Genomic DNA, 26,868 nt, shown 5'->3' on the forward strand with positions numbered 1-26,868 from the left:
GGGGAATTCCGTGAAACCTGCTGCTCGTCGCCGCGCCCGTGAATGTGCCGTTCAGGCGCTTTACTCCTGGCAGTTGTCCCAGAACGACATCGCTGATGTTGAATACCAGTTCCTGTCAGAACAGGACGTGAAAGACGTTGACGTTCTGTACTTCCGTGAACTGCTGTCGGGAGTGGCGACTAATAGCGCGTATCTCGATGGTCTGATGAAGCCATACCTGTCTCGTCTGCTCGAAGAGCTGGGCCAGGTGGAAAAAGCAGTGTTGCGTATCGCGCTGTTTGAGCTGTCTAAACGTGATGATGTGCCGTACAAAGTGGCCATCAACGAAGCGATCGAACTGGCGAAAACCTTCGGCGCTGAAGACAGCCACAAGTTCGTAAACGGCGTACTTGATAAAGCAGCACCTGCGATCCGTCCCCACAAAAAGTGATCCGCAAACCGGAGTTCTGCATTGCCTGACGGGCAGTGCGGCTCCGGTTTTTTCTTTTATTTGCTGAGGCATAACGTATGGCATGCGGCGAATTCTCCCTGATTGCCCGTTATTTCGACCGTGTCAGAACCTCTCGTCTTGATGTTGAAACCGGCATTGGCGATGACTGTGCACTTCTCAATATTCCCGAAAAACAGACGCTGGCAATCAGCACCGACACCCTGGTGTGCGGGCGTCATTTCCTGCCCGATATCGCTCCTGCCGATCTGGCGTATAAAGCGCTGGCGGTGAACGTTAGCGATCTGGCGGCGATGGGTGCCGATCCTGCCTGGCTGACGCTGGCTCTGACGTTGCCAGAGGTCGATGAAGCCTGGCTGGAAGCGTTTAGCGACGCGCTGTTTGAACAGCTGAATTATTACGATATGCAGTTGATTGGCGGTGATACCACTGCCGGGCCGCTGTCGATGACGCTGGCGATCCACGGCTACGTGCCGCTCGGCCGCGCGCTGAAGCGCTCGGGCGCAAAACCAGGCGACTGGATCTACGTGACCGGTACGCCGGGTGACAGCGCGGCAGGGCTGGCGATCCTCCAGAGCCGTTTAACGGTTGGAGATGCTGACGATGCGGCGTATCTGGTGAAGCGCCATCTGCGGCCAACGCCGCGTATTCTGCACGGCCAGGCGCTGCGCGAGCGGGCAAGCTCGGCTATCGATCTCTCTGACGGGCTGATCTCCGATCTCGGGCATATCCTTAAGGCCAGCGGCGTAGGCGCGCGCGTTGACCTGGATCTGTTCCCGCTGTCGGAGCAACTGCTTCGCCATGTCGAACCTGAGCAGGCGCTGCGCTGGGCGCTGTCCGGGGGTGAAGACTACGAACTGTGCTTCACCGTGCCGGAGCTGAACCGTGGAACGCTGGACGTGGCGTTAGCGCATCTCGGCGCGAAATTTACCTGCATCGGGCAGATTATGCCGGAGAGCGAAGGGCTGAAGTTTGTCCGTGAAGGTGCGCCGGTAACGCTCGACTGGAAAGGGTACGATCACTTCGCGTGAGTTTGTGCGCTCTGTATTGCCGGGTGGCGGCTCCGCCTTACCCGGCCTACAAATAGGGTGCGATCGTAGGCCGGGTAAGGCGAAGCCGCCACCCGGCAAGTGTTTACTTAAACCCCACCACCGGATGCTGCTGATACGGCGTCTCAAGCTCGGCAATCTGCTCCGGCGTCAGCGTGATGTCCACCGCATTCAGCAGCTCATCCAGCTGTTCTTCCCGCGACGTGCCGATAATCGGTGCGGCAACCCCGCGTTTGCTCAGCAGCCATGCCAGCGCCACCTGGGCGCGGGTTGCACCGGTATCGTCGGCAATGCCTGCCAGACGCTCGGCAATCAGCGCATCGCTGGCTTCTGTACCGCTATAGAGATTTTTCCCCACTTCATCCGATACCAGGCGAGCCGTGGTTTCGCCCCAAGGACGGGTCAGTCGACCGCGCGCCAGCGGGCTCCACGGGATCACCGCCACGCCCTCCTGATGGCACAGCGGCAACATCTCGCGCTCTTCTTCACGGTAGATCAGGTTGTAGTGATCCTGCATGGTGACAAAGCGTGCCCAGCCGTGCTGTGCCTGGAGATCCAGCGCCTGGGCAAACTGTGAGGCATGCATGGACGATGCGCCGATGTAGCGCGCTTTACCGGCTTTCACGACGTCGTTCAACGCTTCAAGCGTCTCTTCGATCGGGGTGTTGTAATCCCAGCGGTGGATTTGCAGCAGGTCGACGTAATCCATGTTCAGGCGTCTGAGGCTGTCATCAATAGAGCGCAGGATCTGCGTGCGAGAAAGGCCTTCAGTCAGATCGCCTGACGGATAGTAGACTTTGGTGGCAACGACGATGTCATCACGGCGGGCAAAATCGCGCAGAGCGCGGCCAACAATCTCTTCGCTGCTGCCGTCGGAGTAGCTGTTGGCGGTGTCAAAGAAGTTAATGCCGCCTTCAATGGCGCGTTTGATAATCGGACGACTGCTCTCTTCCGGCAGCGTCCAGGCGTGGTTTCCCCGATCGGGCTCGCCAAAGGTCATGCAGCCCAGGCAAAGTCGGGAAACCTTAAGGTCCGTTTTTCCTAACGTAGTGTATTGCACGGTTCCGCTCCTGCTATTTTAAACATGAGGTTTAAGCATAGCAGGAGCGGAAAAGGGGGAGGGGTTATGCCAGCAAGCTGCGGATTTTGGCTTCGATACCTGCGGCATCCAGACCAATCGCCGCGCGGGCTTCGTCCTGGGTACCTTGCGGAATGAAATGATCCGGCAGGCCGAGGTTCAGCACCGGAACGGCTTTACGGTTTGCCATCAGCACCTCGTTTACGCCGCTGCCCGCGCCGCCCATGATGGCGTTTTCTTCCAGCGTCACCAGCACGTCGTGGCTTTTCGCCATGCTCAGGATCAGGGACTCATCGAGCGGCTTAACGAAGCGCATATCCACCAGCGTGGCATTCAGCGTTTCGGCCACTTTTGCCGCTTCCGGCATCAGCGTGCCGAAGTTCAGGATCGCCACTTTCTCACCGCGACGCTTCACCAGGCCTTTACCGATCGCCAGTTTTTCCAGCGGCTGAAGTTCAACGCCCAGGGCATTGCCGCGCGGGTAGCGAACCGCGCTCGGACCGTCCTGATAGTGGTAACCGGTAAACAGCATCTGGCGACATTCGTTCTCGTCGCTCGGCGTCATGATCACCATGTCCGGGATGCAGCGCAGGAAAGAGAGATCAAATGCGCCCTGGTGCGTCTGGCCGTCGGCACCCACGATGCCCGCGCGGTCGATAGCAAAAAGCACCGGCAGCTTCTGGATGGCAACGTCGTGAATAACCTGATCGTAGGCGCGTTGCAGGAAGGTGGAGTAAATTGCCACCACCGGCTTGTAGCCACCGATCGCCAGACCCGCCGCAAACGTCACCGCATGTTGCTCGGCGATGGCGACGTCAAAATACTGGTCAGGGTATTTTTTGGAAAACTCGACCATGCCGGAGCCTTCACGCATGGCGGGCGTCACAGCCATCAGCTTGTTGTCTTTGGCCGCGGTTTCACACAGCCAGTCGCCGAAGATTTTCGAATAGCTCGGCATACCGCCGCTGCTTTTTGGCAGACAGCCGCTGGTATGGTCAAATTTCGGCACCGCGTGGAAGGTGATCGGATCTTTTTCCGCCGGTTCGTAGCCACGCCCTTTTTTGGTCATGATGTGCAGGAACTGCGGGCCTTTCAGGTCGCGCATGTTCTTGAGCGTGGTCACCAGCCCCAGTACGTCGTGGCCGTCAACCGGGCCGATGTAGTTAAAGCCCAGCTCCTCAAACAACGTGCCCGGCACCACCATGCCTTTGATGTGTTCTTCGGTACGCTTGAGCAGCTCTTTAATCGGCGGTACGCCGGAGAAGACTTTTTTGCCGCCTTCGCGCAGCGAGGAGTAAAGCTTGCCGGAAAGCAGCTGTGCCAGATGGTTATTCAGCGCACCCACGTTCTCGGAGATCGACATTTCGTTATCGTTAAGGATAACCAGCATGTCCGGCTTGATATCACCCGCGTGGTTCATTGCCTCGAAGGCCATACCCGCAGTGATCGCCCCGTCGCCAATCACGCAGACGGTACGGCGCTGTTTGTTCTCTTTTTCTGCGGCAACGGCAATACCGATACCCGCTGAAATGGAGGTCGAGGAGTGACCGACGCTCAGCACGTCATACTCGCTCTCGCCGCGCCACGGGAACGGGTGCAGGCCGCCTTTCTGGCGAATAGTGCCAATTTTATCACGACGACCGGTCAGAATTTTGTGCGGATAGGCCTGATGGCCTACATCCCAGATGAGCTGATCGAACGGCGTGTTATAGACGTAATGCAGCGCCACGGTCAGCTCAACCGTGCCAAGCCCGGAGGCGAAATGGCCGCTGGAGCGGCTAACGCTGTCGAGCAGGTAGCGACGCAGTTCGTCGCACAGCTTCGGCAGGCTCTCTTTCGGCAACAGGCGTAACTCCTGGGTGGAGTCAACTAACGCCAGTGTCGGGTATTTGGCAATATCAAAACTCATCAAAGGCTCATCGAGATAGGTTGTTTATTTATCACGCTGGATTATGTAGTCCGCTAGCGCTTCCAGTGCCGAGGTATCCAGCGATTGCGCGGCCAGCTGATTCAGCGACTGGCGGGCATCCTCTATCAGGTCCCGGGCTTTACGTTGGGCTTGCTCAAGACCCAGCAGGGCGGGGTAGGTACTTTTGCCAAGCTGCTGGTCCGCACCCTGACGTTTACCCAATGTTGCAGTATCGCCCACCACATCCAGAATGTCATCCTGAACCTGGAATGCCAGACCGATACTTTCTGCGTATCTGTCCAGAATCGGCAGGGCTTTACGCCCGTCTTCACCCGCGCTCAGCGCGCCCAGGCGAACGGCTGCACGAATGAGCGCACCCGTCTTATGGCGATGAATGCGCTCCAGCTGTTCCAGATTAACCTGACGACCTTCCGCCTCTAAATCCAGCGCCTGACCGCCGCACATCCCGGCGACGCCGCTGGCCATTGCCAGTTCGGAGACCATCGCCAGACGGTCGCGATCGGCCACTTCCGCCATCGGTGCATCGCTTAAAATCGAGAATGCCAGCGTTTGCAGGGCATCCCCTGCCAGAATGGCATTCGCCTCGCCAAATTTAATGTGGCAGGTTTGCTGACCGCGACGCAGATCGTCGTCGTCCATGGCCGGGAGATCGTCGTGGATCAGTGAATAGGCGTGGATACACTCCACGGCGGCTGCCGGGGCGTCCAGCGTGTTATCGCTGATACCGAACATATTTCCCGTGGCGTACACCAGGAACGGGCGCAGGCGCTTTCCACCCAAGAGTGCGCCATAGTGCATGGCTTCAACCAGTGGAGTGTTCTGAAAAGGCTGCGGTTCAATGAAACGGCGCAGGGCATCATTGGCGCGAACAACGCGCGCCTGAAGCGCGTTAGCAAAATCCATTTACTCGGCGTCCGGTGTGAAAGGCGTGGTTTTCGCGTCTTCGCTGTCGGAAAGCAGGATCTGCACGCGCTGCTCGGCCTGCTGCAGTTTAACCTGCCCCTGGCGCGCCAGCTGCACGCCACGTTCGAATTCGTTGAGCGCGTCTTCCAGCGGGAGATCGCCGCTCTCAAGACGGGTAACTATCTGCTCCAGCTCACTCAGCGCAGTTTCAAAACTGGCCGGTGCGTCGTTCTTCTTCGGCATAGTGAATTGACTCTTATATTCTTCGCCCCATCATGGTAACGGACTCGGGGCAATTATCAAATAACGCGAGCGGCGCGATGGTGGTATACTTGCGCGCCTGGATGCAGCCACGGGTGTGGGCTGCTGTATCATTTTCCATTACAAGCCTTAATACGCTTGCCTAAGAAACATTGCCGCCATGAAGTTTATCATTAAATTGTTCCCTGAAATCACCATCAAAAGCCAATCTGTGCGTTTGCGCTTTATTAAAATTCTCACCGGGAACATTCGTAACGTATTAAAGCACTACGACGAAACGCTCGCCGTGGTGCGTCACTGGGACCACGTGGAAGTGCGCGCCAAAGACGAAAACAAACGTCTTGATATTCGCGACGCGCTGACCCGTATTCCGGGGATCCACCATATCCTTGAAGTGGAAGATGTTCCATTCAGCGATATGCACGACATCTTCGAGAAAGCGCTGGTCCAGTACCGCGATCAGATCGAAGGCAAAACTTTCTGCGTGCGCGTGAAGCGTCGCGGCAAGCACGAGTTTAGCTCTATTGAAGTTGAACGCTACGTGGGCGGTGGTCTGAACCAGCACGTCGAAACGGCGCGCGTGCGTCTGACCAACCCGGACGTGACTGTGAATCTGGAGATCGAAAACGATCGCCTGCTGCTGGTAAAAGGGCGCTATGAAGGCATCGGCGGCTTCCCAATCGGCACTCAGGAAGACGTATTGTCGCTGATCTCCGGCGGCTTCGACTCCGGCGTCTCCAGCTATATGCTGATGCGTCGCGGCTGTCGCGTACACTATTGTTTCTTCAACCTGGGCGGCGCGGCGCATGAAATCGGCGTTCGTCAGGTGGCGCATTACCTGTGGAACCGCTTCGGCAGCTCCCACCGCGTGCGTTTTGTGGCGATCAACTTCGAACCCGTGGTCGGCGAAATCCTCGAAAAAGTGGACGACGGCCAGATGGGCGTGGTGCTGAAGCGCATGATGGTACGTGCGGCGTCTAAAGTGGCTGAACGCTACGGCGTGCAGGCGCTGGTGACCGGTGAAGCGCTGGGCCAGGTTTCCAGCCAGACGCTGACCAACCTGCGTCTGATCGACAACGTGTCTGATACGCTGATCCTGCGTCCGCTGATCTCCCACGATAAAGAGCACATCATCGATCTGGCGCGCGAAATCGGCACCGAAGATTTTGCCCGCACCATGCCGGAATACTGCGGCGTGATCTCAAAAAGCCCAACCGTGAAAGCGGTGAAGGCGAAGATCGAAGCGGAAGAAGAGCACTTCGATTTCGGCATTCTGGAAAAAGTGGTGGCGGAAGCGTCCAACATTGATATCCGCGAGATTGCCCAGCAGACCGAGCAGGAAGTGGTTGAAGTTGAAACCGTGAGCGGTTTCGGTGCTAACGATGCGATTCTGGATATCCGCTCTATCGACGAGCAGGATGACAAGCCGTTGAAGGTTGAAGGCGTGGACGTGGTTTCTCTGCCGTTCTACAAGCTGAGCACCAAGTTTGGCGATCTCGACCAGAGCAAAACGTATCTGCTGTGGTGTGAGCGCGGGGTGATGAGCCGCCTGCAGGCGCTGTATCTGCGCGAGCAGGGCTTTGCCAATGTGAAGGTGTATCGCCCGTAGTTTCTCGCCCGGTGGCGCTTCTGTATGACCGGATACATAGGTGACAGATCAGACCGGGAACATAGGTAACACTTTTCAGTCTATCCGGAGCACACTCTCGGTTTTTCGGTCGTAGTACGCAAGCGTTATTCCGTTAAAGATGATGGCCTCAAGGCCATCATCCTGTTCTTCCAGCATGATGTACTCATCAGTCAGCGCTTCACTCAGGAACACCGTCCCCTTTTTCCCCATATAGAGTGTCCCCCGCGATTTTACCCTGTAGACCGTACCGCCTTCCGGATACGCGTATTCAGGAACACGGCCATCCCAGTGTCGGTTCGAGGGGTGCCATACCGTTCCGGGCGTTGCACCCGCCAGGGCTTCATGCGGCCTTTCGTGGTTAAATTCTTCCCGGTAGCCACTGAACCACCGCTGTTGTTCTTCCATCGTCATGAAGGTGTTGCCCTGTTTCACCGCACTTTTCAGGGAGCGGTGCATTCGCTCATGACGGCCATTTTCTTCCGGATGCCCCTTCCTGATACGCTCAGGCCTGATGCCCAGCTTGATTAGCCAGACGGCAAGACGACTTAGTCCGGCTATCCCTGTTCCCGCGAAGGGCTGACCGTTATCGGTTCTGAGCACTTCCGGCAGACCGTATTCCAGGAACGCATCCGTCAGGCACTGTCTGACGAAGGGCTCGCTCTCCCTGTCCGTTCCCCGGCAGCTCAGAAGATACCGGCTGTGATTGTCGGTCAGGGTGAAGGGATGGCAGTACTCTCTGCTCAGCAACCTGAACTTGCCTTTAAAATCAGCGCTCCAGACCTGGTTGTTCTCACTGATGGTGGTCAGGGGCCGGCGATTGCCCGGGGCCCTGCGTTTTCGCTTTTTATCCGGAACCAGGCCTTCACGCTTGAGGATATCGCCGATAGTGCTGGCAGCAGGTACGGTAAAATCGACATGATGATTGAGCAACCACATCCGCAGTTTTTTGGGGCCCCAGTCAGGGTGTTTTTGCCTCAGGGCCGTAAGCTGTCCGGCGATATCATCAGGAACCGTCCGGGAGTGGGAGTGTGGCGCGCGCGACCGGTCAGAGAGAGATGACAGGTCAGCGGGGTCAAAACGCTGAAGCCATTTATAGCCGGTTTTACGGCTGATGCCAAAAAGACGGCAAAGCGCGGAGAAGGAGTCCGTACCTGCATGGCAGGCACGGATAAAATCAAGGCGTTGCATAGGTCGGGTCTCAGTCCAGGGCATAGCGAGTCTCCTCTTCTATGCCAGTTATAACTGTTACCCATGTATCCGGTCTAAAGTGTTACCCATGTTTCCGGTTCATACCCTTCGCTTACCGGGCCTACGGTACCGTGCATTTGTAGGCCGGGTAAGGCGCAGCCGCCACCCGGCTTTTTTATTCGTAATAATTATAAATCCCCGCTGGCATCACCAGCGATGACGCCACTTCGTACGCTTTCTCGCGTCCGACCAGCAGGTCAATAATCTTTAAACCGAAATCAATCGCGGTGCCAGGCCCCTGGCTGGTGAGCAGGTTGACGCGCGGATCCCAGACCACACGTTTATCCACCCAATGCTCTTCCGGGATCGTATCCTTAAGCCCCGGGAAGCCGGTCATGTTGCCGATGGGAAAGATATCGTGCGGCACCAGAACCGTTCCTGCTGCGGCACAGATAGCCGCGACGATGCGGCCGGATAAATGAAACTGACGCACGGTTTCAACCAGCAGCGGGCTGTCGCGAAAACATTCCGCGCCTTTCAGGCCGCCGGGCAGGACGATGATGTCGTAATCTCCGTCAGCCACCTGTACCAGCGGTGCATCTGCCAGGATTTTCACCCCGCGTGAACAGGTGATTGCCAGATTACCGTCGCTGGCGACGCTGGCGGTGGTGACCTTAATGCCGCCACGCACCATCAAATCGATAGTGGTGACGGCTTCCATCTCTTCGCTACCAGGGGCGAGGCAAATCAGTGCCGACGCGCTCATATTCACTCTCCTTACGTTTAACCAGGTCATACAGTCGGGCGTTTTCCGGCACCGCGATGCCGTGCGCGCGGGCGCGTTTTAGCAGATAGCCAGTGATGTAGTCGATCTCCGTGTGGCGTAAAGCCCGAACGTCCTGCAGCATCGAGGAGATATTTTCTGCCGTACTATCAATAACCTGCTCGACATAATAGCGTAAATCATCCGCCGAAGTATGCAGGCCTTCACGTTCAATCACCGAGGCGACTTCTTCACACAGCGCGGCAATCTCCTGAGGATGATTTTTCAGCTCACCGTTCGGACAGTCCCACAGCGCCGTCAGCGGGTTGATCACGCAGTTCACCGCCAGTTTGCGCCACAGCTGAGGGCGGATGTTGTTGTGCCAGGCGACGTCTGGCAGCACTTTCTGTAACACGTCCGCCAGGTAACTGTAGTCGCCGTCCTGCTCGCGGGCCGGACCGATATGGGTCACGCCGCTCGCAACATGCACGATGATATTGCCATCGCGCCGCGCCGCCTGAGTCGTGGTGGCCATCAGCAGCGGCTGCGTGATGCTCTTGAGTTCATCAATGGTTCCCATGCCATTATGCAGCAGCAAAATGGGGGCTGTGGGGGGAGTTGCGCGGCCAGCGCTTTTACCGCATCGGAAACCTGCCACGCCTTGAGCGTCACCAGCAGCAGGTCGCTTTGTGCAAGGAAATCAGGATCGTTAGCGGTAAGGGATTCGTTAAAGATACTTCCGTCTTCACCAATCAGGTTTACACTGCAATAGGGCTGGGGCACGCGCAGCCAGCCCTGTACCTCATGTCCGTGCTTACATAGCGCGGTCAGCCATAGCTGACCCAGGGCTCCGCAACCGAGCACTGTAATTTTCATTGTTCCTCCTCACCTGCAACTGCGCCAGGTGTTACGGCCTAAGTATAGCGCCGTCGACTATGCTTTTGAGTTATGCCTTGTTGCGGGTATTATGCAACGCAACAAAAATGAAGGGAGAAGAAAAGATGCCATCTTTCGATATTGTTTCCGAAGTTGATATCCAGGAAGTGCGTAACGGCGTGGATAACGCAAGCCGTGAAGTTGAGTCACGTTTCGATTTCCGTGGCGTTGAGGCGACGTTTGAACTGAACGACGCAAATAAGACCATTAAGGTGCTGAGCGAGTCTGATTTCCAGGTCAATCAGCTGCTCGACATTCTGCGCGCCAAGCTGTTAAAGCGCGGCATTGAAGGTACCTCGCTGGACGTGCCGGAAGAGTTTGTCCACAGCGGCAAAACCTGGTTCGTGGAAGCGAAGCTGAAGCAGGGCATTGAGAGCGCGGTGCAGAAGAAGATCGTGAAGCTCATCAAAGACAGCAAGCTGAAGGTGCAGGCGCAAATCCAGGGCGAAGAGATTCGTGTGACCGGGAAATCTCGCGACGACCTGCAGGGCGTGATGGCGCTGATCCGCGGCGGCGATCTGGGACAGCCGTTCCAGTTCAAAAACTTCCGCGATTAAGACAAAAATGCCCGGTTCAACCGGGCATTTTTTTAAGCTTTCAGGGCCTGCTCCACCTCGAAGCGGTTGGTCACCTTGCTGTCTATTTTAACGTAAGCGCTACGTTCCTCCGGAACTATCAGCACTTCAGTCACACCTTCTTTTGCTTCCAGACGCTGTTTGAGCGCATCACTGACGTCGACCTCTTCCGGAATTTCCACGCGCAGGCTGCTCACGTAGCGCGGCTCTTTCATGGTACTGGCAACCAGCAGCCAGACCATCGCCAGCAGCGCACCGGCCAGAAACACGGTTTGCGAATCAAACAGGCCGTCCACCCAGCCGCCGAGCGAGCCGCCAATGGCTACCCCGAGGAACTGGCTGGTGGAGTAAATGCCCATTGCAGTACCCTTATAGCCCGCCGGAGATTCTTTACTGATAAGCGACGGCAGCAGCGCTTCCATCAGGTTAAACGCCAGGAAGAACAGCTGTACGCCAGCAACCAGTTCCCAGAAGTGCGGGCCGGAGCCCCAGAGCACGATCTCGGCAACCAGCAGCAACGCCACGCAGCCCACGAAAACGCGCTTCATCTTGCGCTTCACTTCGGCGTAGATGATAAACGGCACCACGGAGACAAATGAGATCAGCATCGTCACAAGATAGATTTTCCAGTGCTCGGCGGCAGGGAAGCCCGCAGCGGCAAGCTGGCCGGGCAGGGCGACGAAGGTGGACATCAGCAGAATGTGCAGGCACATAATACCGAAGTTCAGCTTGAGCAGGCGCGGCTCGACAATCACCTTGCTGAAGCAGCCCTTCACCATTCCGGATTCACGGTTCAGAACGTGGTTTTTACTGTCCGGCACCACCCACAGCGTAAGCGCGATCCCGATGGTCGCCAGCACGGCAATCATCCAGAACAGGGCGTGCAGCCCCAGTTTGTGGGTGATGATAGGGCCGAGCACCATCGCAATCGCAAACGTCACGCCAAAGCTAACGCCGATAAAGGCCATTGCCTTGGTGCGGTTCTGCTCGCGGGTGAGATCTGACAGCAGCGCCATCACGGCGGCGGCAATCGCGCCGGAGCCCTGCAGGGCGCGGCCAAGAATAATTCCCCAGATAGAGTGGGAGAGGGCGGCAATTACGCTACCAAGTACAAAGACCAGCAGACCGCCGACAATCAGTGGTTTACGACCAACGCGGTCTGAGAGCAGACCAAAGGGGATCTGAAATACCGCCTGCGCCAGTCCGTAGATGCCAATGGCCAGACCAATCAGCGCTTCGCTGGCTCCCTGCAGCGCCATGCCGTACGTGGTCAGAACAGGCAGGACCATAAACATGCCAAGCATCCGTAGCGAGAAAACAGTCCCTAAACCCCAGGTCGCGCGTAGCTCGCCCGGCGTCATTTTATAATCGTTCATTGCCACCTCAGTTCAAAAGCAGGCACTAGTTTAGGCGGGGTGTTAATTGCGGTAAATAGGTGTTTGTTTAAGAGATATTACCATCGTGCAAAACCGCGTCGGGTGGCGGCGATGCCTTACCCGACCTACCGATCCCGTAGGCCCGTGCAAGCGTAGCGCCGCCGGGCAAAAAAAAAAGCCAGGTGATTAACCTGGCTTTTTCAATTCAGCACACTTACCAGACGTAAGTGAGCAGGTTGTGTGAATCCGGCACCATGAAGTCCACGGACATCATCACGGACAGCGAGGTGATGGCCACAATCGAGAACACAAACAGTTTGCGCGCCCAGACTTTGTCATCTTCCACTTTGTAACCGCGCAGCGCCATGCCGAGCCACCAGACGCTCACTGCAGCCGCCACCACCAGATATTTATACCCGGCGTAGCCGCCCAGAGAGAGCATCAGCGTTGCCACAGCAAAGGCGATGATGTACAGCGTGATGTGGTTCTTGGCAACGGAAATGCCCTTCACGACCGGAAGAACCGGAATGTTCGCTGCCTGATAATCCTTAAAACGGAAAATCGCGATGGCATAGGAGTGCGGCATCTGCCACAGGCTAAAGATAGCCAGCAGGATCAGCGCACCGCTGTCGAACTCGTTCGTGACTGCGCAGTAGCCAATCACCGGCGGCGCAGCGCCGGAGAGAGAACCAATCAGCGTGCCGTAGACGGAGTGACGCTTCATATACAGGCTGTAGACGCCTACATACACCACGAACCCCATCACCCCCAGCCAGCAGGCCAGCGGGTTAGCACCAAACCACAGCAGCATAAAGCCAGCAATACCCAGCAAGGTGGCGTACACCAGCGAGACGGAAGGGGCGATCAGGCCTTTCACCAGCACCCGATTTTTGGTCCTTTCCATCTTCTTGTCGATATCCATGTCGATGTAGTTGTTAAATACACAACCGGACGCAACAACCAGTGACACACCGACCAGCGTGTAGATAAAGAGGGTGTAATCAATGCTGCCCTTAGAGGCCAGCAGGAACCCTCCGATCACGGAGATCAGGTTGCCAAAGATGATGCCTGGTTTCGTTACTTGCAGGTATTGCTTAAACATACTCGCCGCTCTTAGTGAACCATCATGTTGTAGTTAAGGTTCCACATAATCCAGATGGAACCGACTACCAGGATAGCGATGATAATCACGGTAAAGATAAAGGCCGTCATATTCCAGCCTTCATCGGACTTGGTGTTCATGTGCAGGAAGCAAACCAGATGCACCAGAATCTGAATCACAGCGGTTACCAGGATTGCGCCCAGGATAACCGGCTTAGACGCAGAACCGTTCATCACCATCCAGAACGGGATCACCGTCAGGATGATCGACAGGATGAAACCTGTCATGTAGGTTTTTACGCTGCCGTGGGAAGCGCCATGATCGTTTGAATGACTCATTACATCGCCCCCATCAGATAGACAACAGAGAACACACAGATCCATACCACGTCCAGGAAGTGCCAGAACAGGCTCAGGCACATGATACGGGTACGGTTAGTGCTGGTCAGGCCGCGACGGGATACCTGGAACATCAGTACCGCCATCCAGATCAGACCAGAGGTCACGTGCAGACCGTGAGTACCGACCAGCGCGAAGAACGCGGACAGGAAGCCACTGCGATCCGGACCGAAACCTTCCATGATCAGGTGATGGAATTCATAGATTTCCATCCCGATAAATCCAGCGCCAAACAACCAAGTCAACGCCAGCCAGGAGACAACCTGGCTCTTGTTGTTTTTGTACATGGCGATAGCCGCCATGCCGTAGGTGATGGAGCTGAATAACAGCAGTGCGGTTTCAACCAGAACGAACGGCAGTTCAAAGATGTCCTTACCGGTCGGGCCGCCCGCTGTGCCGTTCACCAGAACGGCATAGGTTGCGAACAGACAGCAGAACAGAATGCAGTCGCTCATCAGGTAGATCCAGAAACCGAAGACTTTCATCGGTCCTGTATCGTGGTGCGCATGGTCAGCATGCGCGTGGGCAGTTGAGTGCGCCAGAGTATCAGTTGCCATTTTTCAGCCCCGCTTTAGAAATCTCGTCGAAATGCTGATTTTCCAGCTTTTCAACTTCACGGACTGGTACGTAGTAGTCCACGTCCTCGTCAAAGCTCTTCACAATCCAGCTGATTACGATGCCTGCGAAGCCAACAATCGCCATCCACCAGATGTGCCAGATCATTGCGAAACCAAATACCGTTGCGAATGCGGCAATCACGATGCCCGCGCCGCTGTTTTTCGGCATGTGGATCTCTTCGTAATGAGCAGGTTGCTTGTACGCTTCACCTTTTTCTTTCATTTCCCAGAATGCGTCGCGTTCATGGATCTGCGGCACAACGGCAAAGTTATAGAACGGCGGTGGAGAAGAGGTAGCCCACTCCAGCGTACGGCCACCCCATGGGTCACCGGTCAGGTCACGGTTCTGGTCGCGGTCGCGAATAGACACGTAGAACTGAATCAGCTGAGACGCGATACCACAGGCAATCAGCACTGCGCCGCCCGCTGCAACCATCAGCATTGGGTGGAACTGCGGATCGATCTGCTGGCTCAGACGACGGGTCATGCCCATGAAGCCCAGCACGTACAGCGGCATAAATGCGACGAAGAAGCCGATGATCCAGAACCAGAACGCGCGTTTACCCCATTTTTCGTTCAGCGTGAAGCCGAACGCTTTTGGCCACCAGTAGGTTACGCCAGCGAAGCAGCCGAAGACCACGCCACCGATGATAACGTTATGGAAGTGCGCAATCAGGAACAGACTGTTGTGCAGCACGAAGTCAGCACCCGGTACCGCCAGCAGTACGCCGGTCATCCCACCTACGGAGAAGGTGACGATGAAGCCGATGGTCCACAGCATTGCTGAGTGGAACACGATACGGCCCTGGTACATGGTGAACAGCCAGTTGAAGATCTTCACCCCGGTAGGGATGGCGATAATCATGGTCGTAATACCGAAGAAGGCGTTTACGTTCGCGCCCGCACCCATGGTGAAGAAGTGGTGCAGCCAAACGATGAACGACAGAACGGTAATACAGACGGTTGCCCACACCAGAGAGGTGTAACCAAACAGACGTTTACGCGAGAAGGTTGCAGCGATTTCGGAGAACACACCGAAGACCGGCAGAACCAGGATGTACACTTCCGGGTGACCCCAGGCCCAAATCAGGTTGATGTACATCATCATGTTGCCACCCATATCATTCGTGAAGAAATGGGTGCCCAGGTAGCGGTCCAGGGTCAGCAGCGCGATGGTGACGGTCAGAATTGGGAAGGACGCAATGATCAGGATGTTGGCGCACAGAGATGCCCAGGTAAATACCGGCATCTTGAACATGGTCATGCCAGGGGCACGCATCTTGATAATGGTCACGAAGAAGTTGATACCGGTCAGGGTCGTACCGACACCGGAGAGCTGAAGCGCCCAAATCCAGTAGTCGACGCCAACGCCCGGACTGTACTCAATTCCTGACAGCGGCGGGTACGCCAGCCAGCCGGTCTGAGCAAATTCGCCCACACCCAGTGACAGGTTAACCAGGATAACGCCGACAACCGTGAACCAGAAGCTCAGGTTGTTCAGGAACGGGAACGCCACGTCGCGCGCGCCGATTTGCAGCGGAACGACAACGTTCATCAGACCGATAACCAGCGGCATCGCCACGAAGAAGATCATGATAACGCCGTGGGCGGTAAAGATCTGATCGTAGTGGTGCGGCGGCAGGAAGCCGGCTTCACCCGCCGAGGCGAGTGCCTGCTGGCTACGCATCATGATCGCATCCGCAAAGCCACGAATTAACATGACGATACCGACGATGCAGTACATGATGCCGAGTTTTTTGTGGTCAACCGAAGTCAGCCACTCATTCCACAGGTAGCTCCACTTACCGAAGTAAGTGATCAAGCCCAGTAAGGCTGCGCCACCGATGATAATTGCAGCCACCGTAACCACGATAATGGGTTCGTGGTAGGGCACTGCATCCAGTGTCAATTTTCCGAACATTTTCTTCCTCGGCCCCTTAGTGAGCGGTTTCCGCGTGGCTCATGTCCATGCCTTCCATACCTTCGTGCGCGCTGTGCTCGCCTTCAGGTTGGGTCATGTCCATGCTCTTGCCGTGATCCATAAATTTGCCAATGACGTCTTTAAACAAATCTGGTTTCACGTTAGAGAAGTACTCCACCTTGTTGTATTCGCTAGGCGTAGCCACTTTTTCGAACGCCGCCATGTCAGACATGGTGTTAGTAGACTGCTTCGCTTTTTCAACCCACTGGTCGAAAGCGGCACGGTCTGGCGTTGCGATAGCTTTGAACTTCATACCTGAGAAGCCCGGGCCGCTATAGCTGGCGGAGATACCATCATAGGTGCCTGCTTCATTCGCGATCAGGTGCAGGTTAGTCTGCATACCGGCCATCGCGTAAATCTGGCTACCCAGACGCGGGATGAAGAAGGAGTTCATTACGGAGTTGGAGGTCACTTTGAACTGAACCGGAGTGTTCGCCGGGAAGGCGATTTCATTCACGGTAGCAATGCCCTGCTCTGGATAGATGAAGAACCATTTCCAGTCCATGGAGACCACTTCAATGGTAATAGGTTTCTCATCGTGAACCAGCGGTTTGCTTGGCTCAAGTGCGTGAGTGGTTTTCCAGGTCAGAACGGCAAGGAACAGGATGATCAGAATAGGTACCGTCCAGACCACAGCTTCCACTTTATTGGAGTGTGACCAGTTAGGGCTATACTTCGCATCTTTATTGCTCGCACGATACTTCCAGGCGAAACCAACTGCCATCAAAATGGCTGGAATAACCACAATCATCATCAGGCCAAATGCCGTCAGAATCAGTGAACGTTGTTCCAGTCCAATCTGTCCTTTGGGGTCTAGTAGTGCAGAATCGCAGCCACTGAGTAATACAGTGCCCGCGAATAATGACAACCATCCCAAACTTTTATTGTATTTCCCGAGTCTCATTTAACGACCTCAATTCCACGGAGTCTGGTGGCGTTTAAAGTGTGGGGGCATTTTACGGGAAGGTTACATTACTGTAAACATCATTAGGCCTGTGTCAGGAAGGTGTTACTGGGTTCTGCCGCACATGTCACAAGTGTTGCAAATTATGTCGCTTTTTAAGACATAAGCCGCATGGCGCGGGCTTTATAACGAAAGGACCCCCAAGCATACCCTAAAAGGGGCAATTGGTATAACCATTGTTAAAAACACACAAAAAATTAACAATTAATTATCAATAAAAAGACAACTAAAAAACGAAAATTCAATGTTTCAAATGCTGAATCGTTTAATGAGAAAATAGAGTTTGGAATTGACTCCAATAATTTCCAGAAGCTATCCCGCACAAAACAACAAATATTTTTTTTCGCGATTGTCGGTTATTTCACCGTTATAATTTCACTTCGTGATTACAACGGGAAATAACCTTTCGTTTTTTTCTTCAGCTCATCTGCGTTTTGCGCAATGCCAGAAAATCGAGAAGTCCCCCGATCAGGATCCCGGCGATGGCGAGCAGGGCACCCACGTCGAGCAGGAGCGTTTCGAGCGGGAGCGTCAGAGAGGTGGTTGCATTAATGATGAGTACGACAAGCCACAATCCCAGCGCAAGGCACCCCACCGTTAACAACCGTAAGGCAAAACGGTAGGCGCGGTGATATTCGGTACGCGGCATAAAGTGTTCAGTACGCTGGGTATATTCCAGCGTTTGACGACACACCAGCAGCAATAAAATCCCCGGCACGGCGGCAACCACCGAGAAGAGATAAAATGTCGGCCAGCCGTGGGATTCAACGAACCAGCCTGCAATGGGGCCGACGTAAACGCGGCCCACGGCGGAAAGTGCTGAAAGCAGGGCAAACTGCGTGGCCGAAAATGATTTGTTGCATAGGGTCATCAGCAGGGCGACAAAGGCTGCCGTTCCCATTCCGCCGCAGAGGTTTTCAAAGAACACGGCTGCCGCCATGCTGATCATATGCTTATCGGAAATCGACAGCAGCCAGTAGCCCGCGTTCGACGCCCCTTGCAGGATGCCGAAGATCAGCAGGGCGCGGAACAGCGTCAGCCGCTGCATCAACACGCCGCCGTACAAGGCGCCGACGATAGTTGCAAACAGTCCCAGCGTTTTATTCACCACGCCAACTTCCCCGGCATCAAAACCGACGCCGCGTATGAGGAAGGTCGTGGTCAGACTCATGGCAAAGGCATCGCCGAGCTTATACAGGACAATCAGCAGCAAAATCAGCCAGGCATTGTTGCGGCCAAAAAAATCACGCAATGGTTCAGCGACGGCCTGCTCCAGCGAGCGTGGAACCGGGATCACATCGCTCGGTTCAGGCGCGAACAGGGTGGCAATAATGCAGGGGATCAGCAGTGCGGCCATCAGCCAGTACATGCCCTGCCAGCCGAGATAGCGGTCAGCAAGCCACAGTGCGAGTCCACCGGAAACCAGCATGCCCAGTCGATAGCCCAGCACGCTGATGGCGGCACCCGCACCACGCTCTTCCGCAGGCAACACGTCCGTTTTCCAGGCATCGAACACGATATCCTGCGACGCGGAACAGAAGGCAATCACCACCGCAAGCGCCGCCATCCAGCGCAATTGCGTGGAAGGTTCGAGGAAGCCCATGGCGGCAATGGCCAGCAGTAACAGCACCTGAGTCATGACCAGCCAACCGCGACGCCGCCCGAGGAACGGCGGCGTATAACGGTCCATCACCGGAGACCAGAGGAACTTAAAGACGTAAGCCTGGCCGACAAGCGAGAAAAAGCCGATGGTTTTGAGATCGATATTCTCGACGGTCATCCACGCCTGTAAGGTGCCGGAGGTGAGCGCGAGGGGTAAACCGGAGGCGAAACCGAGGATCAGCAGAATGGCTGATTTCGGTTGCTGGAAAATGCGTAAGTAGTGACTGGACATGTTTTTATTGAAACTGACCCGGCTAAGCGCCGGGTCAGTGCGCAGAATTAACGAGCGTTCTGCTTGATGAAGTCATGAATGCTGGTGTCCTGCGCCATATCGGCGATGGTATCAGTCAGCACGCTGTTTACCGCGTTAGCAATGTTCTGGTTGGATGCCTGGAACGCACCTTCAACAGAGTAGCTGGCGCGGTAATTTTTGGTCATCTTGTTGCCGTTTTTCGCGGTAGCAATGATGGCGATATCCGCTTTGGTCGCGATGTTGTAGCGCACGTTACCCTGGGAGACGTCAGCGTACAGGTTGTTCACGATGATCTGCAGATCAACCGCGCCGCTTGGCCCAATCATATAACCGCGAGAGGTCATCTGCTTCTCTAGCACTTCCTGCAGCAGGAAGCGCAGGTCGCGGGAGGCGGTCAGCGTAACCTGCTGGTTATCGCGGGTCACTTTTGCCAGCGCCTGGTCCTGACGCTGATCGGCACCGTTAATGCTCACGGTCACACCCATCAGGCTTGGATCCTGCTGAGGCAGGGTAATTTTTGGTGACACATCAATAGTCGTTGGCGGGGTTGCGCAGCCTGCCAGCATAAAAAGTGCTACCAACGGAAAGAAGAGTTTTTTTAACATTTTCAGGTTCTCAACGAATCGTAAGCATATAAAGAGAAAAATTGTCGCCATCATAACATCGCTAACGGCGAGGGGAAGTGGTCAACGCATGTAAATTCATCGCCTTGTCCGAAAACTGACCAGTTCACCGTTTTTCTCAATCCGTGTATGACAAAACGTATGAGCCTCACAGTGAACTTCATTCGTTTGAATGAGAAAATCAGACGAAAACTAAATATTTGTTGTCAAGGTGTAATGGAAACGGTAAAAGCGGCTAACATTTAAAGGGATGGGTGACATCCTGGCGTTGTCGGAGGAGTAATTTCATGATGATACGTGAGCAGATAGAAGATAAATTAAGGGCAGCGTTCAACCCTGTGTTTCTCGAAGTTGTCGACGAAAGCTATCGTCATAACGTACCGGCGGGTTCTGAAAGCCACTTTAAAGTGGTTCTGGTCAGCGATCGTTTCCTGGGAGAGCGTTTCCTGAACCGACATCGCTTGATCTACAGTACCCTGACGGAAGAACTCTCCACAACCGTACATGCGCTGGCGCTGCATACCTACACCATTAAGGAATGGGAAGGCTTGCAGGATACGGTATTCGCATCACCGCCTTGTCGCGGCGCAGGCACCATAGCCTGATAAATCGGATTTGCAACGGTTGGAGCTTTTCCAGTATGTTGCATACAGATTTCCTCAAAACGGCCTCCGGGCCGTTTTGTTTTGTCTGAGTTTTGAGCGGATGGTGCGATTTTAAGGCTAAAAATAGCCTTAAAGTGTGAAAAAAGCCGCAGCAACATGCCCCAACCGTTCTCGACTCACCTAAGTGATGCCGCTATAATGCCGCGTCTTATTGAATGTCTTCGGGATGATTCTGGCGACAGGGAATGTGAATCTGCACTAAGAGAGCATCCCGGTAAAACAGACAGATTCAGAGTTGACCGAGCACTGTGATTTTTTTGAGGTAACAAGATGCAAGTTTCAGTTGAAACCACTCAAGGCCTTGGCCGCCGTGTAACGATTACTATCGCTGCTGACAGCATCGAAACTGCTGTGAAAAGCGAGCTGGTCAACGTAGCAAAAAAAGTACGTATTGACGGCTTCCGCAAGGGCAAAGTACCAATGAATGTTGTTGCTCAGCGTTATGGCGCTTCCGTGCGTCAGGATGTGCTGGGTGAACTGATGAGCCGTAACTTTATTGATGCGATCATCAAAGAAAAAATCAATCCGGCCGGCGCGCCGAACTACGTTCCAGGCGAATACAAACTGGGCGAAGACTTCACCTACTCCGTAGAGTTCGAAGTGTACCCAGAAGTTGAGCTGAAAGGTCTGGAGTCTATCGAAGTTGAGAAACCTGTTGTTTCCGTGACTGACGAAGACGTTGACGGCATGCTGGACACCCTGCGCAAGCAGCAGGCGAACTGGAAAGAGAAAGAAGGTGCTGTTGACGCTGAAGACCGCGTTACCATCGACTTCACCGGTTCTGTAGACGGCGAAGAGTTTGAAGGCGGCAAAGCGTCTGACTTCGTACTGGCAATGGGCCAGGGTCGTATGATCCCAGGCTTCGAAGACGGTATCAAAGGCCACAAGGCTGGCGAAGAGTTCACTATCGACGTGACCTTCCCGGAAGAATATCACGCTGAAAACCTGAAAGGTAAAGCAGCGAAGTTCGTCATCAACCTGAAGAAAGTGGAAGAGCGCGAACTGCCAGAACTGACTGAAGAATTCATCAAGCGTTTCGGCGTGGAAGATGGTTCTGTTGCTGGTCTGCGTACCGAAGTGCGTAAGAACATGGAGCGCGAGCTGAACGGCGCTGTGCGTAACCGTGTGAAATCTCAGGCGATTGACGGTCTGGTGAAAGCGAACGACATCGACGTTCCTGCTGCCCTGATCGACAGCGAAATCGACGTACTGCGCCGTCAGGCTGCACAGCGTTTCGGTGGCAACCAGCAGCAAGCGATGGAACTGCCACGCGAGCTGTTCGAAGAGCAAGCGAAACGCCGCGTTGTTGTTGGCCTGCTGCTGGGCGAAGTGATTCGTACCCACGAGCTGAAAGCTGACGAAGAGCGTGTGAAAGGCCTGATCGAAGAGATGGCTTCTGCATACGAAGATCCATCAGAAGTGATCGAGTTCTACGGTAAGAACAAAGAGCTGATGGACAACATGCGCAACGTCGCACTGGAAGAGCAGGCTGTTGAAGCGGTACTGGCGAAAGCTAAAGTGTCCGAAAAAGCGACCTCTTTCAACGAACTGATGAACCAGCAGGCGTAATTTCGCCCCAACGGTTTAAAGTTTGAACAAAAACCCGTTGCCTTTTGGCGACGGGTTTTTTTTATCACACCAATAGCCCAGGAAGAGTGCTAAAACGCCCTTTCAGTGTTAGCGTAACAACAAAAGGTTGTTATGCTTGAAATAGGGCAATGTGAACCCCATAAGTATGGAATCACGATGAATGAGACTGGCTGATAATCCGTCCATAAGGTTACAATCAGTACAGCAGGTGTTTTCAATTTAGATCCAGGAGACGGAAATGTCATACAGTGGCGAACGAGATAACTTTGCACCCCATATGGCTCTGGTGCCAATGGTTATTGAACAGACCTCACGTGGTGAGCGTTCTTTTGATATCTATTCCCGTCTGCTCAAGGAACGCGTTATCTTTCTGACCGGCCAGGTGGAAGACCATATGGCTAACCTGATCGTGGCGCAGATGCTGTTTCTGGAAGCGGAAAACCCAGAAAAAGACATTTACCTGTACATTAACTCCCCTGGTGGCGTGATTACCGCAGGTATGTCCATTTATGACACCATGCAATTCATCAAGCCTGATGTAAGCACTATCTGTATGGGTCAGGCTGCATCTATGGGCGCGTTCCTGTTAACTGCAGGGGCGAAGGGTAAGCGTTTCTGCCTGCCTAATTCCCGCGTGATGATTCACCAGCCGCTGGGCGGTTACCAGGGCCAGGCGACGGATATCGAAATCCACGCCCGAGAAATTCTGAAAGTTAAAGCGCGCATGAATGAACTTATGGCGCAGCATACGGGTCAACCCCTCGAGCAGATCGAGCGCGATACCGAGCGCGATCGCTTCCTCTCTGCTCCAGAGGCAGTTGAGTACGGCTTAGTCGACTCCGTGTTAACCCATCGTAATTGATGCCCGCGACGCGAGTGTGCCGCTATACTAAAGTAGGGCGGCACGCTGCTTTAAGCAGCTTGCGTCTGAGATTGGCATTTGCGTCGTCATGTGCGGCACAAAGAACTTAAAAAGAGGTTTGGACTCATGACAGATAAACGCAAAGATGGTTCGGGCAAACTGCTGTACTGCTCTTTTTGCGGCAAAAGCCAGCATGAAGTGCGTAAACTGATTGCCGGGCCGTCCGTGTATATCTGCGATGAATGTGTCGATTTATGTAACGACATCATTCGCGAAGAGATTAAAGAAGTTGCGCCACACCGTGAGCGTAGCGCGTTGCCAACGCCGCATGAAATTCGTCATCACCTTGACGACTACGTCATCGGCCAGGAGCAGGCCAAGAAAGTGCTGGCAGTGGCGGTATACAACCACTACAAACGTCTGCGTAACGGCGATACCAGTAACGGCGTGGAACTGGGTAAAAGCAACATTCTGCTGATTGGCCCAACCGGCTCCGGTAAAACGCTGCTGGCCGAAACGCTGGCGCGTCTGCTAGATGTTCCGTTTACCATGGCTGATGCTACCACCCTGACCGAAGCCGGTTATGTGGGTGAAGACGTTGAAAATATCATCCAGAAACTGCTGCAGAAGTGCGACTACGACGTACAGAAAGCGCAGCGCGGGATTGTCTACATCGATGAGATTGACAAGATCTCCCGTAAGTCTGACAACCCGTCCATCACCCGTGACGTATCGGGCGAAGGCGTGCAGCAGGCGCTGTTGAAATTGATCGAAGGTACGGTTGCCGCCGTTCCACCGCAGGGCGGTCGTAAACATCCGCAGCAGGAGTTCCTGCAGGTTGATACCTCCAAAATCCTGTTTATCTGCGGCGGTGCGTTTGCAGGCCTCGATAAAGTGATCTCTCACCGTGTTGAAACCGGCTCCGGCATTGGTTTTGGCGCGACGGTGAAATCCACCTCCGAAAAACCAAACGAAGGTGAGCTGCTGTCACAGGTTGAGCCGGAAGATCTGATCAAATTTGGTCTTATCCCTGAGTTCATTGGTCGTCTGCCGGTTGTGGCAACGCTGAATGAACTGAGCGAAGACGCGCTGATCCAGATCCTGAAAGAGCCGAAAAACGCGCTGACCAAGCAGTATCAGGCGCTGTTCAATCTGGAAGGCGTTGAGCTGGAATTCCGTGACGAAGCGCTGGACGCGATCGCCAAGAAAGCAATGGTTCGTAAAACCGGCGCGCGTGGCCTGCGTTCTATCGTTGAAGCAGCACTGCTCGACACTATGTACGATCTACCGTCCATGGAAGATGTCGAAAAAGTGGTTATCGACGAGTCCGTTATCGGCGGGCAGACCAAGCCGCTGCTGATTTACGGCAAACCGGAAGCTCAGCAGGCATCTGGCGAATAATTCACCAAATCATACAAGCAGTTATTCAAAAAGGGGGGATTTTATCTCCCCTTTACTTTTTCCGTATTCATGGCGTTGAATGTGTGGGAAACATCCCCATATACTGGTTACATGTTAATGGTTGTGTGAAGCACAGTGACATAACCAGTTTACCTGGCGGACACTAAACTAAGAGAGAGCTCTATGAATCCTGAGCGTTCTGAACGCATTGAAATCCCCGTATTGCCGTTGCGCGATGTGGTGGTTTATCCGCACATGGTCATACCCTTATTTGTAGGGCGGGAAAAATCTATCCGTTGCCTCGAAGCCGCCATGGATCATGATAAAAAAATCATGCTGGTGGCGCAGAAAGAAGCATCAACGGATGAGCCGGGTGTAAACGATCTTTTCACCGTCGGGACCGTGGCCTCTATTTTGCAGATGCTGAAGCTGCCTGACGGCACCGTGAAGGTGCTGGTAGAAGGCCTGCAGCGTGCGCGTATTACCACTTTGTCAGACGATGGCGAACATTTCTCTGCCAAGGCAGAGTACCTTGATTCGCCTGAGCTTGATGAGCGCGAGCAGGAAGTGCTGGTGCGCACCGCGATTAGCCAGTTTGAAGGCTATATCAAGCTGAACAAGAAAATCCCACCAGAAGTGCTAACGTCGCTGAACAGCATCGACGATCCTGCGCGTCTGGCGGATACCATCGCTGCACACATGCCGCTGAAGCTGGCTGACAAACAGTCCGTGCTGGAAATGTCCGACGTTAATGAACGTCTGGAATATCTGATGGCGATGATGGAGTCTGAAATCGATCTGCTGCAGGTTGAGAAGCGTATTCGCAACCGCGTGAAAAAGCAGATGGAAAAATCTCAGCGTGAGTACTATCTGAATGAGCAAATGAAGGCCATTCAGAAAGAGCTAGGCGAGATGGACGACGCGCCGGACGAAAACGAAGCGCTGAAGCGTAAGATCGACGCGGCGAAGATGCCGAAAGAGGCGAAAGAGAAAGCGGAAGCCGAGCTGCAGAAGCTGAAAATGATGTCTCCAATGTCGGCTGAAGCGACCGTCGTGCGCGGCTACATTGAATGGATGGTACAGGTTCCGTGGAACGCCCGCAGCAAGGTCAAAAAAGATCTGCGTCAGGCTCAGGAGATCCTGGATACCGACCACTACGGCCTGGAGCGCGTGAAAGACCGCATTCTTGAGTACCTCGCGGTACAAAGCCGTGTGAACAAAATCAAAGGCCCAATCCTGTGTCTGGTAGGGCCGCCAGGGGTAGGTAAAACCTCTCTGGGTCAGTCCATCGCCAAAGCGACCGGACGTAAGTATATCCGCATGGCGCTGGGTGGCGTACGCGATGAAGCGGAAATCCGCGGTCACCGCCGTACCTACATCGGTTCAATGCCGGGTAAACTGATCCAGAAGATGGCGAAAGTGGGCGTTAAAAACCCGCTGTTCCTGCTTGATGAGATCGACAAAATGTCGTCAGACATGCGTGGCGATCCGGCGTCTGCGCTGCTGGAAGTGCTTGACCCAGAACAGAACGTGGCGTTCAGCGATCACTACCTGGAAGTGGACTACGACCTGAGCGATGTGATGTTCGTGGCGACGTCCAACTCCATGAACATTCCGGCCCCGCTGCTGGATCGTATGGAAGTGATCCGTCTCTCCGGCTATACCGAAGACGAGAAGCTGAACATTGCGAAACAGCACCTGTTGCCGAAGCAGATTGAGCGTAACGCGCTGAAAGCGAACGAGCTGACCGTTGAGGACAGCGCGATTGTTGGCATCATCCGCTATTATACCCGTGAAGCGGGCGTGCGTAGCCTTGAGCGTGAAATTTCTAAACTGTGCCGTAAGGCGGTGAAACAGCTGCTGCTGGATAAGAGCCTGAAACACATCGTGATTAACGGCGACAATCTGCACGCCTACCTGGGCGTACAGCGCTTTGATTACGGTCGCGCAGACAATGAAAACCGCGTTGGTCAGGTGACCGGTCTGGCATGGACGGAAGTGGGTGGCGATCTGCTGACCATCGAAACCGCCTGCGTGCCGGGCAAAGGCAAGCTGACCTACACCGGCTCGCTGGGTGAAGTGATGCAGGAGTCCATTCAGGCAGCATTGACCGTGGTGCGCGCGCGCGCGGAAAAACTGGGTATTAACCCGGATTTCTACGAAAAACGCGACATCCACGTTCACGTTCCGGAAGGGGCGACGCCGAAAGATGGCCCAAGTGCGGGTATTGCTATGTGTACCGCGCTGGTTTCCTGTCTGACGGGCAACCCGGTGCGTGCCGACGTGGCGATGACCGGTGAAATTACCCTGCGTGGTCAGGTACTGCCAATCGGTGGATTGAAAGAAAAACTGCTGGCGGCACATCGCGGTGGGATCAAAACCGTATTGATTCCTTACGAAAATAAACGCGATCTGGAAGAGATTCCGGACAACGTGATTGCCGATCTGCAGATCCATCCGGTGAAACGCATTGAGGAAGTTCTTAGTCTCGCACTGCAGAATGAACCCTCCGGAATGCAGGTTGTAACCGCAAAATAGTGACCTCGCGCAAAGAGCGTCAATAAAAACAAGGCTGGTAAGTCATTTCGCACTTGCCAGCCTTTTTTGTATAGC

At 54.5% G+C, this 26,868-nt stretch carries 23 protein-coding genes and 1 pseudogene; 9 read left to right on the plus strand and 15 right to left on the minus strand.

The window, feature by feature from the left end; translation table 11 throughout:
- Nucleotides 1-10: 10 nt before the first annotated feature.
- Nucleotides 11-430, plus strand: a complete 420-nt coding sequence (nusB, locus tag EXW94_RS18515; protein WP_006809908.1) for a transcription antitermination factor NusB — start codon at nucleotides 11-13, stop codon at nucleotides 428-430.
- A 77-nt stretch (nucleotides 431-507) separates the two neighbouring features.
- A complete protein-coding gene (gene thiL / locus EXW94_RS18520) occupies nucleotides 508-1,479 on the plus strand; it encodes a thiamine-phosphate kinase (protein WP_174340717.1) in 972 nt (323 codons plus the stop codon).
- A gap of 103 nt (nucleotides 1,480-1,582) precedes the next feature.
- On the opposite strand, the gene EXW94_RS18525 is transcribed toward thiL, so the two are convergent.
- The 4 genes from EXW94_RS18525 to xseB all read right to left on the minus strand — a co-directional run bounded on the left by EXW94_RS18525 (nucleotide 1,583) and on the right by xseB (nucleotide 5,651).
- On the minus strand, nucleotides 1,583-2,557 hold the full coding sequence (locus tag EXW94_RS18525) for an aldo/keto reductase (protein ID WP_108415705.1): 975 nt from the start codon (nucleotides 2,555-2,557) through the stop codon (nucleotides 1,583-1,585).
- 64 nt (nucleotides 2,558-2,621) lie between these two features.
- A complete protein-coding gene (gene dxs, locus EXW94_RS18530; protein WP_148400301.1) occupies nucleotides 2,622-4,484 on the minus strand; it encodes a 1-deoxy-D-xylulose-5-phosphate synthase in 1,863 nt (620 codons plus the stop codon).
- A gap of 24 nt (nucleotides 4,485-4,508) precedes the next feature.
- Nucleotides 4,509-5,408 (minus strand): (2E,6E)-farnesyl diphosphate synthase, encoded by a 900-nt coding sequence (gene ispA / locus EXW94_RS18535; protein WP_148400302.1) that lies wholly within the window; start codon nucleotides 5,406-5,408, stop codon nucleotides 4,509-4,511.
- Entirely contained in the window at nucleotides 5,409-5,651 is a 243-nt protein-coding gene (xseB, locus tag EXW94_RS18540) for an exodeoxyribonuclease VII small subunit (RefSeq protein ID WP_003859094.1), read from the minus strand.
- Between the two features lie 178 nt (nucleotides 5,652-5,829).
- On the opposite strand from xseB, the gene thiI reads away from it, so the two are divergent.
- Nucleotides 5,830-7,278 (plus strand): tRNA uracil 4-sulfurtransferase ThiI, encoded by a 1,449-nt coding sequence (gene thiI, locus EXW94_RS18545; protein ID WP_108415709.1) that lies wholly within the window; start codon nucleotides 5,830-5,832, stop codon nucleotides 7,276-7,278.
- Nucleotides 7,279-7,353: 75 nt separating this feature from the next.
- Here thiI and EXW94_RS18550 read toward each other — a convergent pair whose 3' ends face one another.
- The 3 genes and pseudogenes from EXW94_RS18550 to panE form a co-directional block, all read right to left on the minus strand.
- On the minus strand, nucleotides 7,354-8,511 hold the full coding sequence (locus EXW94_RS18550) for a DDE-type integrase/transposase/recombinase (RefSeq protein ID WP_174339812.1): 1,158 nt from the start codon (nucleotides 8,509-8,511) through the stop codon (nucleotides 7,354-7,356).
- A 151-nt stretch (nucleotides 8,512-8,662) separates the two neighbouring features.
- Entirely contained in the window at nucleotides 8,663-9,253 is a 591-nt protein-coding gene (yajL, locus tag EXW94_RS18555) for a protein deglycase YajL (RefSeq protein ID WP_033144768.1), read from the minus strand.
- Nucleotides 9,216-10,126: pseudogene (gene panE / locus EXW94_RS18560) on the minus strand (2-dehydropantoate 2-reductase). Before panE ends, yajL begins: the two are co-directional and overlap by 38 nt.
- A gap of 125 nt (nucleotides 10,127-10,251) precedes the next feature.
- Here panE and EXW94_RS18565 point away from each other — a divergent pair.
- Nucleotides 10,252-10,743 (plus strand): YajQ family cyclic di-GMP-binding protein, encoded by a 492-nt coding sequence (locus EXW94_RS18565; RefSeq protein ID WP_042320808.1) that lies wholly within the window; start codon nucleotides 10,252-10,254, stop codon nucleotides 10,741-10,743.
- A 32-nt stretch (nucleotides 10,744-10,775) separates the two neighbouring features.
- Here EXW94_RS18565 and EXW94_RS18570 read toward each other — a convergent pair whose 3' ends face one another.
- The 8 genes from EXW94_RS18570 to EXW94_RS18605 form a co-directional block, all read right to left on the minus strand.
- Entirely contained in the window at nucleotides 10,776-12,137 is a 1,362-nt protein-coding gene (locus tag EXW94_RS18570) for an MFS transporter (RefSeq protein WP_126816829.1), read from the minus strand.
- A gap of 214 nt (nucleotides 12,138-12,351) precedes the next feature.
- Complete coding sequence (gene cyoE, locus EXW94_RS18575) at nucleotides 12,352-13,239, minus strand: heme o synthase (protein WP_010428092.1); 888 nt, start codon at nucleotides 13,237-13,239, stop codon at nucleotides 12,352-12,354.
- A gap of 11 nt (nucleotides 13,240-13,250) precedes the next feature.
- Entirely contained in the window at nucleotides 13,251-13,577 is a 327-nt protein-coding gene (locus EXW94_RS18580; RefSeq protein ID WP_006809888.1) for a cytochrome o ubiquinol oxidase subunit IV, read from the minus strand.
- Nucleotides 13,577-14,194 carry a cytochrome o ubiquinol oxidase subunit III gene (locus EXW94_RS18585; protein WP_100167123.1) on the minus strand — a complete coding sequence of 206 codons (618 nt, stop codon included), beginning with the start codon at nucleotides 14,192-14,194 and terminating at the stop codon, nucleotides 13,577-13,579. The genes EXW94_RS18580 and EXW94_RS18585 overlap by 1 nt, the downstream gene beginning before the upstream one ends.
- A complete protein-coding gene (gene cyoB / locus EXW94_RS18590) occupies nucleotides 14,184-16,175 on the minus strand; it encodes a cytochrome o ubiquinol oxidase subunit I (RefSeq protein WP_089600909.1) in 1,992 nt (663 codons plus the stop codon). Before cyoB ends, EXW94_RS18585 begins: the two co-directional genes overlap by 11 nt.
- A 16-nt stretch (nucleotides 16,176-16,191) precedes the next feature.
- The gene (cyoA, locus tag EXW94_RS18595) at nucleotides 16,192-17,139 is read right to left on the minus strand and encodes a cytochrome o ubiquinol oxidase subunit II (protein WP_089600911.1); all 948 of its coding nucleotides are present in this window, start codon (nucleotides 17,137-17,139) and stop codon (nucleotides 16,192-16,194) included.
- 478 nt (nucleotides 17,140-17,617) lie between these two features.
- Nucleotides 17,618-19,093: a muropeptide MFS transporter AmpG gene (ampG, locus tag EXW94_RS18600; RefSeq protein ID WP_174340718.1), complete on the minus strand. Its 1,476-nt coding sequence runs from the start codon at nucleotides 19,091-19,093 to the stop codon at nucleotides 17,618-17,620.
- Between the two features lie 47 nt (nucleotides 19,094-19,140).
- Entirely contained in the window at nucleotides 19,141-19,719 is a 579-nt protein-coding gene (locus tag EXW94_RS18605) for a lipoprotein (protein ID WP_010428101.1), read from the minus strand.
- 305 nt (nucleotides 19,720-20,024) lie between these two features.
- On the opposite strand from EXW94_RS18605, the gene bolA reads away from it, so the two are divergent.
- The 5 genes from bolA to lon all read left to right on the plus strand — a co-directional run bounded on the left by bolA (nucleotide 20,025) and on the right by lon (nucleotide 26,793).
- Complete coding sequence (bolA, locus tag EXW94_RS18610) at nucleotides 20,025-20,342, plus strand: transcriptional regulator BolA (RefSeq protein ID WP_010428102.1); 318 nt, start codon at nucleotides 20,025-20,027, stop codon at nucleotides 20,340-20,342.
- A gap of 330 nt (nucleotides 20,343-20,672) precedes the next feature.
- Nucleotides 20,673-21,971 (plus strand): trigger factor, encoded by a 1,299-nt coding sequence (tig, locus tag EXW94_RS18615; RefSeq protein ID WP_089599339.1) that lies wholly within the window; start codon nucleotides 20,673-20,675, stop codon nucleotides 21,969-21,971.
- Nucleotides 21,972-22,230: 259 nt separating this feature from the next.
- Nucleotides 22,231-22,854 carry an ATP-dependent Clp endopeptidase proteolytic subunit ClpP gene (clpP, locus tag EXW94_RS18620; RefSeq protein ID WP_010428105.1) on the plus strand — a complete coding sequence of 208 codons (624 nt, stop codon included), beginning with the start codon at nucleotides 22,231-22,233 and terminating at the stop codon, nucleotides 22,852-22,854.
- 126 nt (nucleotides 22,855-22,980) lie between these two features.
- A complete protein-coding gene (gene clpX, locus EXW94_RS18625) occupies nucleotides 22,981-24,255 on the plus strand; it encodes an ATP-dependent protease ATP-binding subunit ClpX (RefSeq protein WP_010428107.1) in 1,275 nt (424 codons plus the stop codon).
- A gap of 183 nt (nucleotides 24,256-24,438) precedes the next feature.
- On the plus strand, nucleotides 24,439-26,793 hold the full coding sequence (lon, locus tag EXW94_RS18630; RefSeq protein ID WP_126543958.1) for an endopeptidase La: 2,355 nt from the start codon (nucleotides 24,439-24,441) through the stop codon (nucleotides 26,791-26,793).
- Nucleotides 26,794-26,868: the final 75 nt, after the last annotated feature.

The organism is Enterobacter sp. JMULE2 (genome assembly GCF_013337145.1).
Lineage (GTDB): Bacteria > Pseudomonadota > Gammaproteobacteria > Enterobacterales > Enterobacteriaceae > Enterobacter > Enterobacter mori.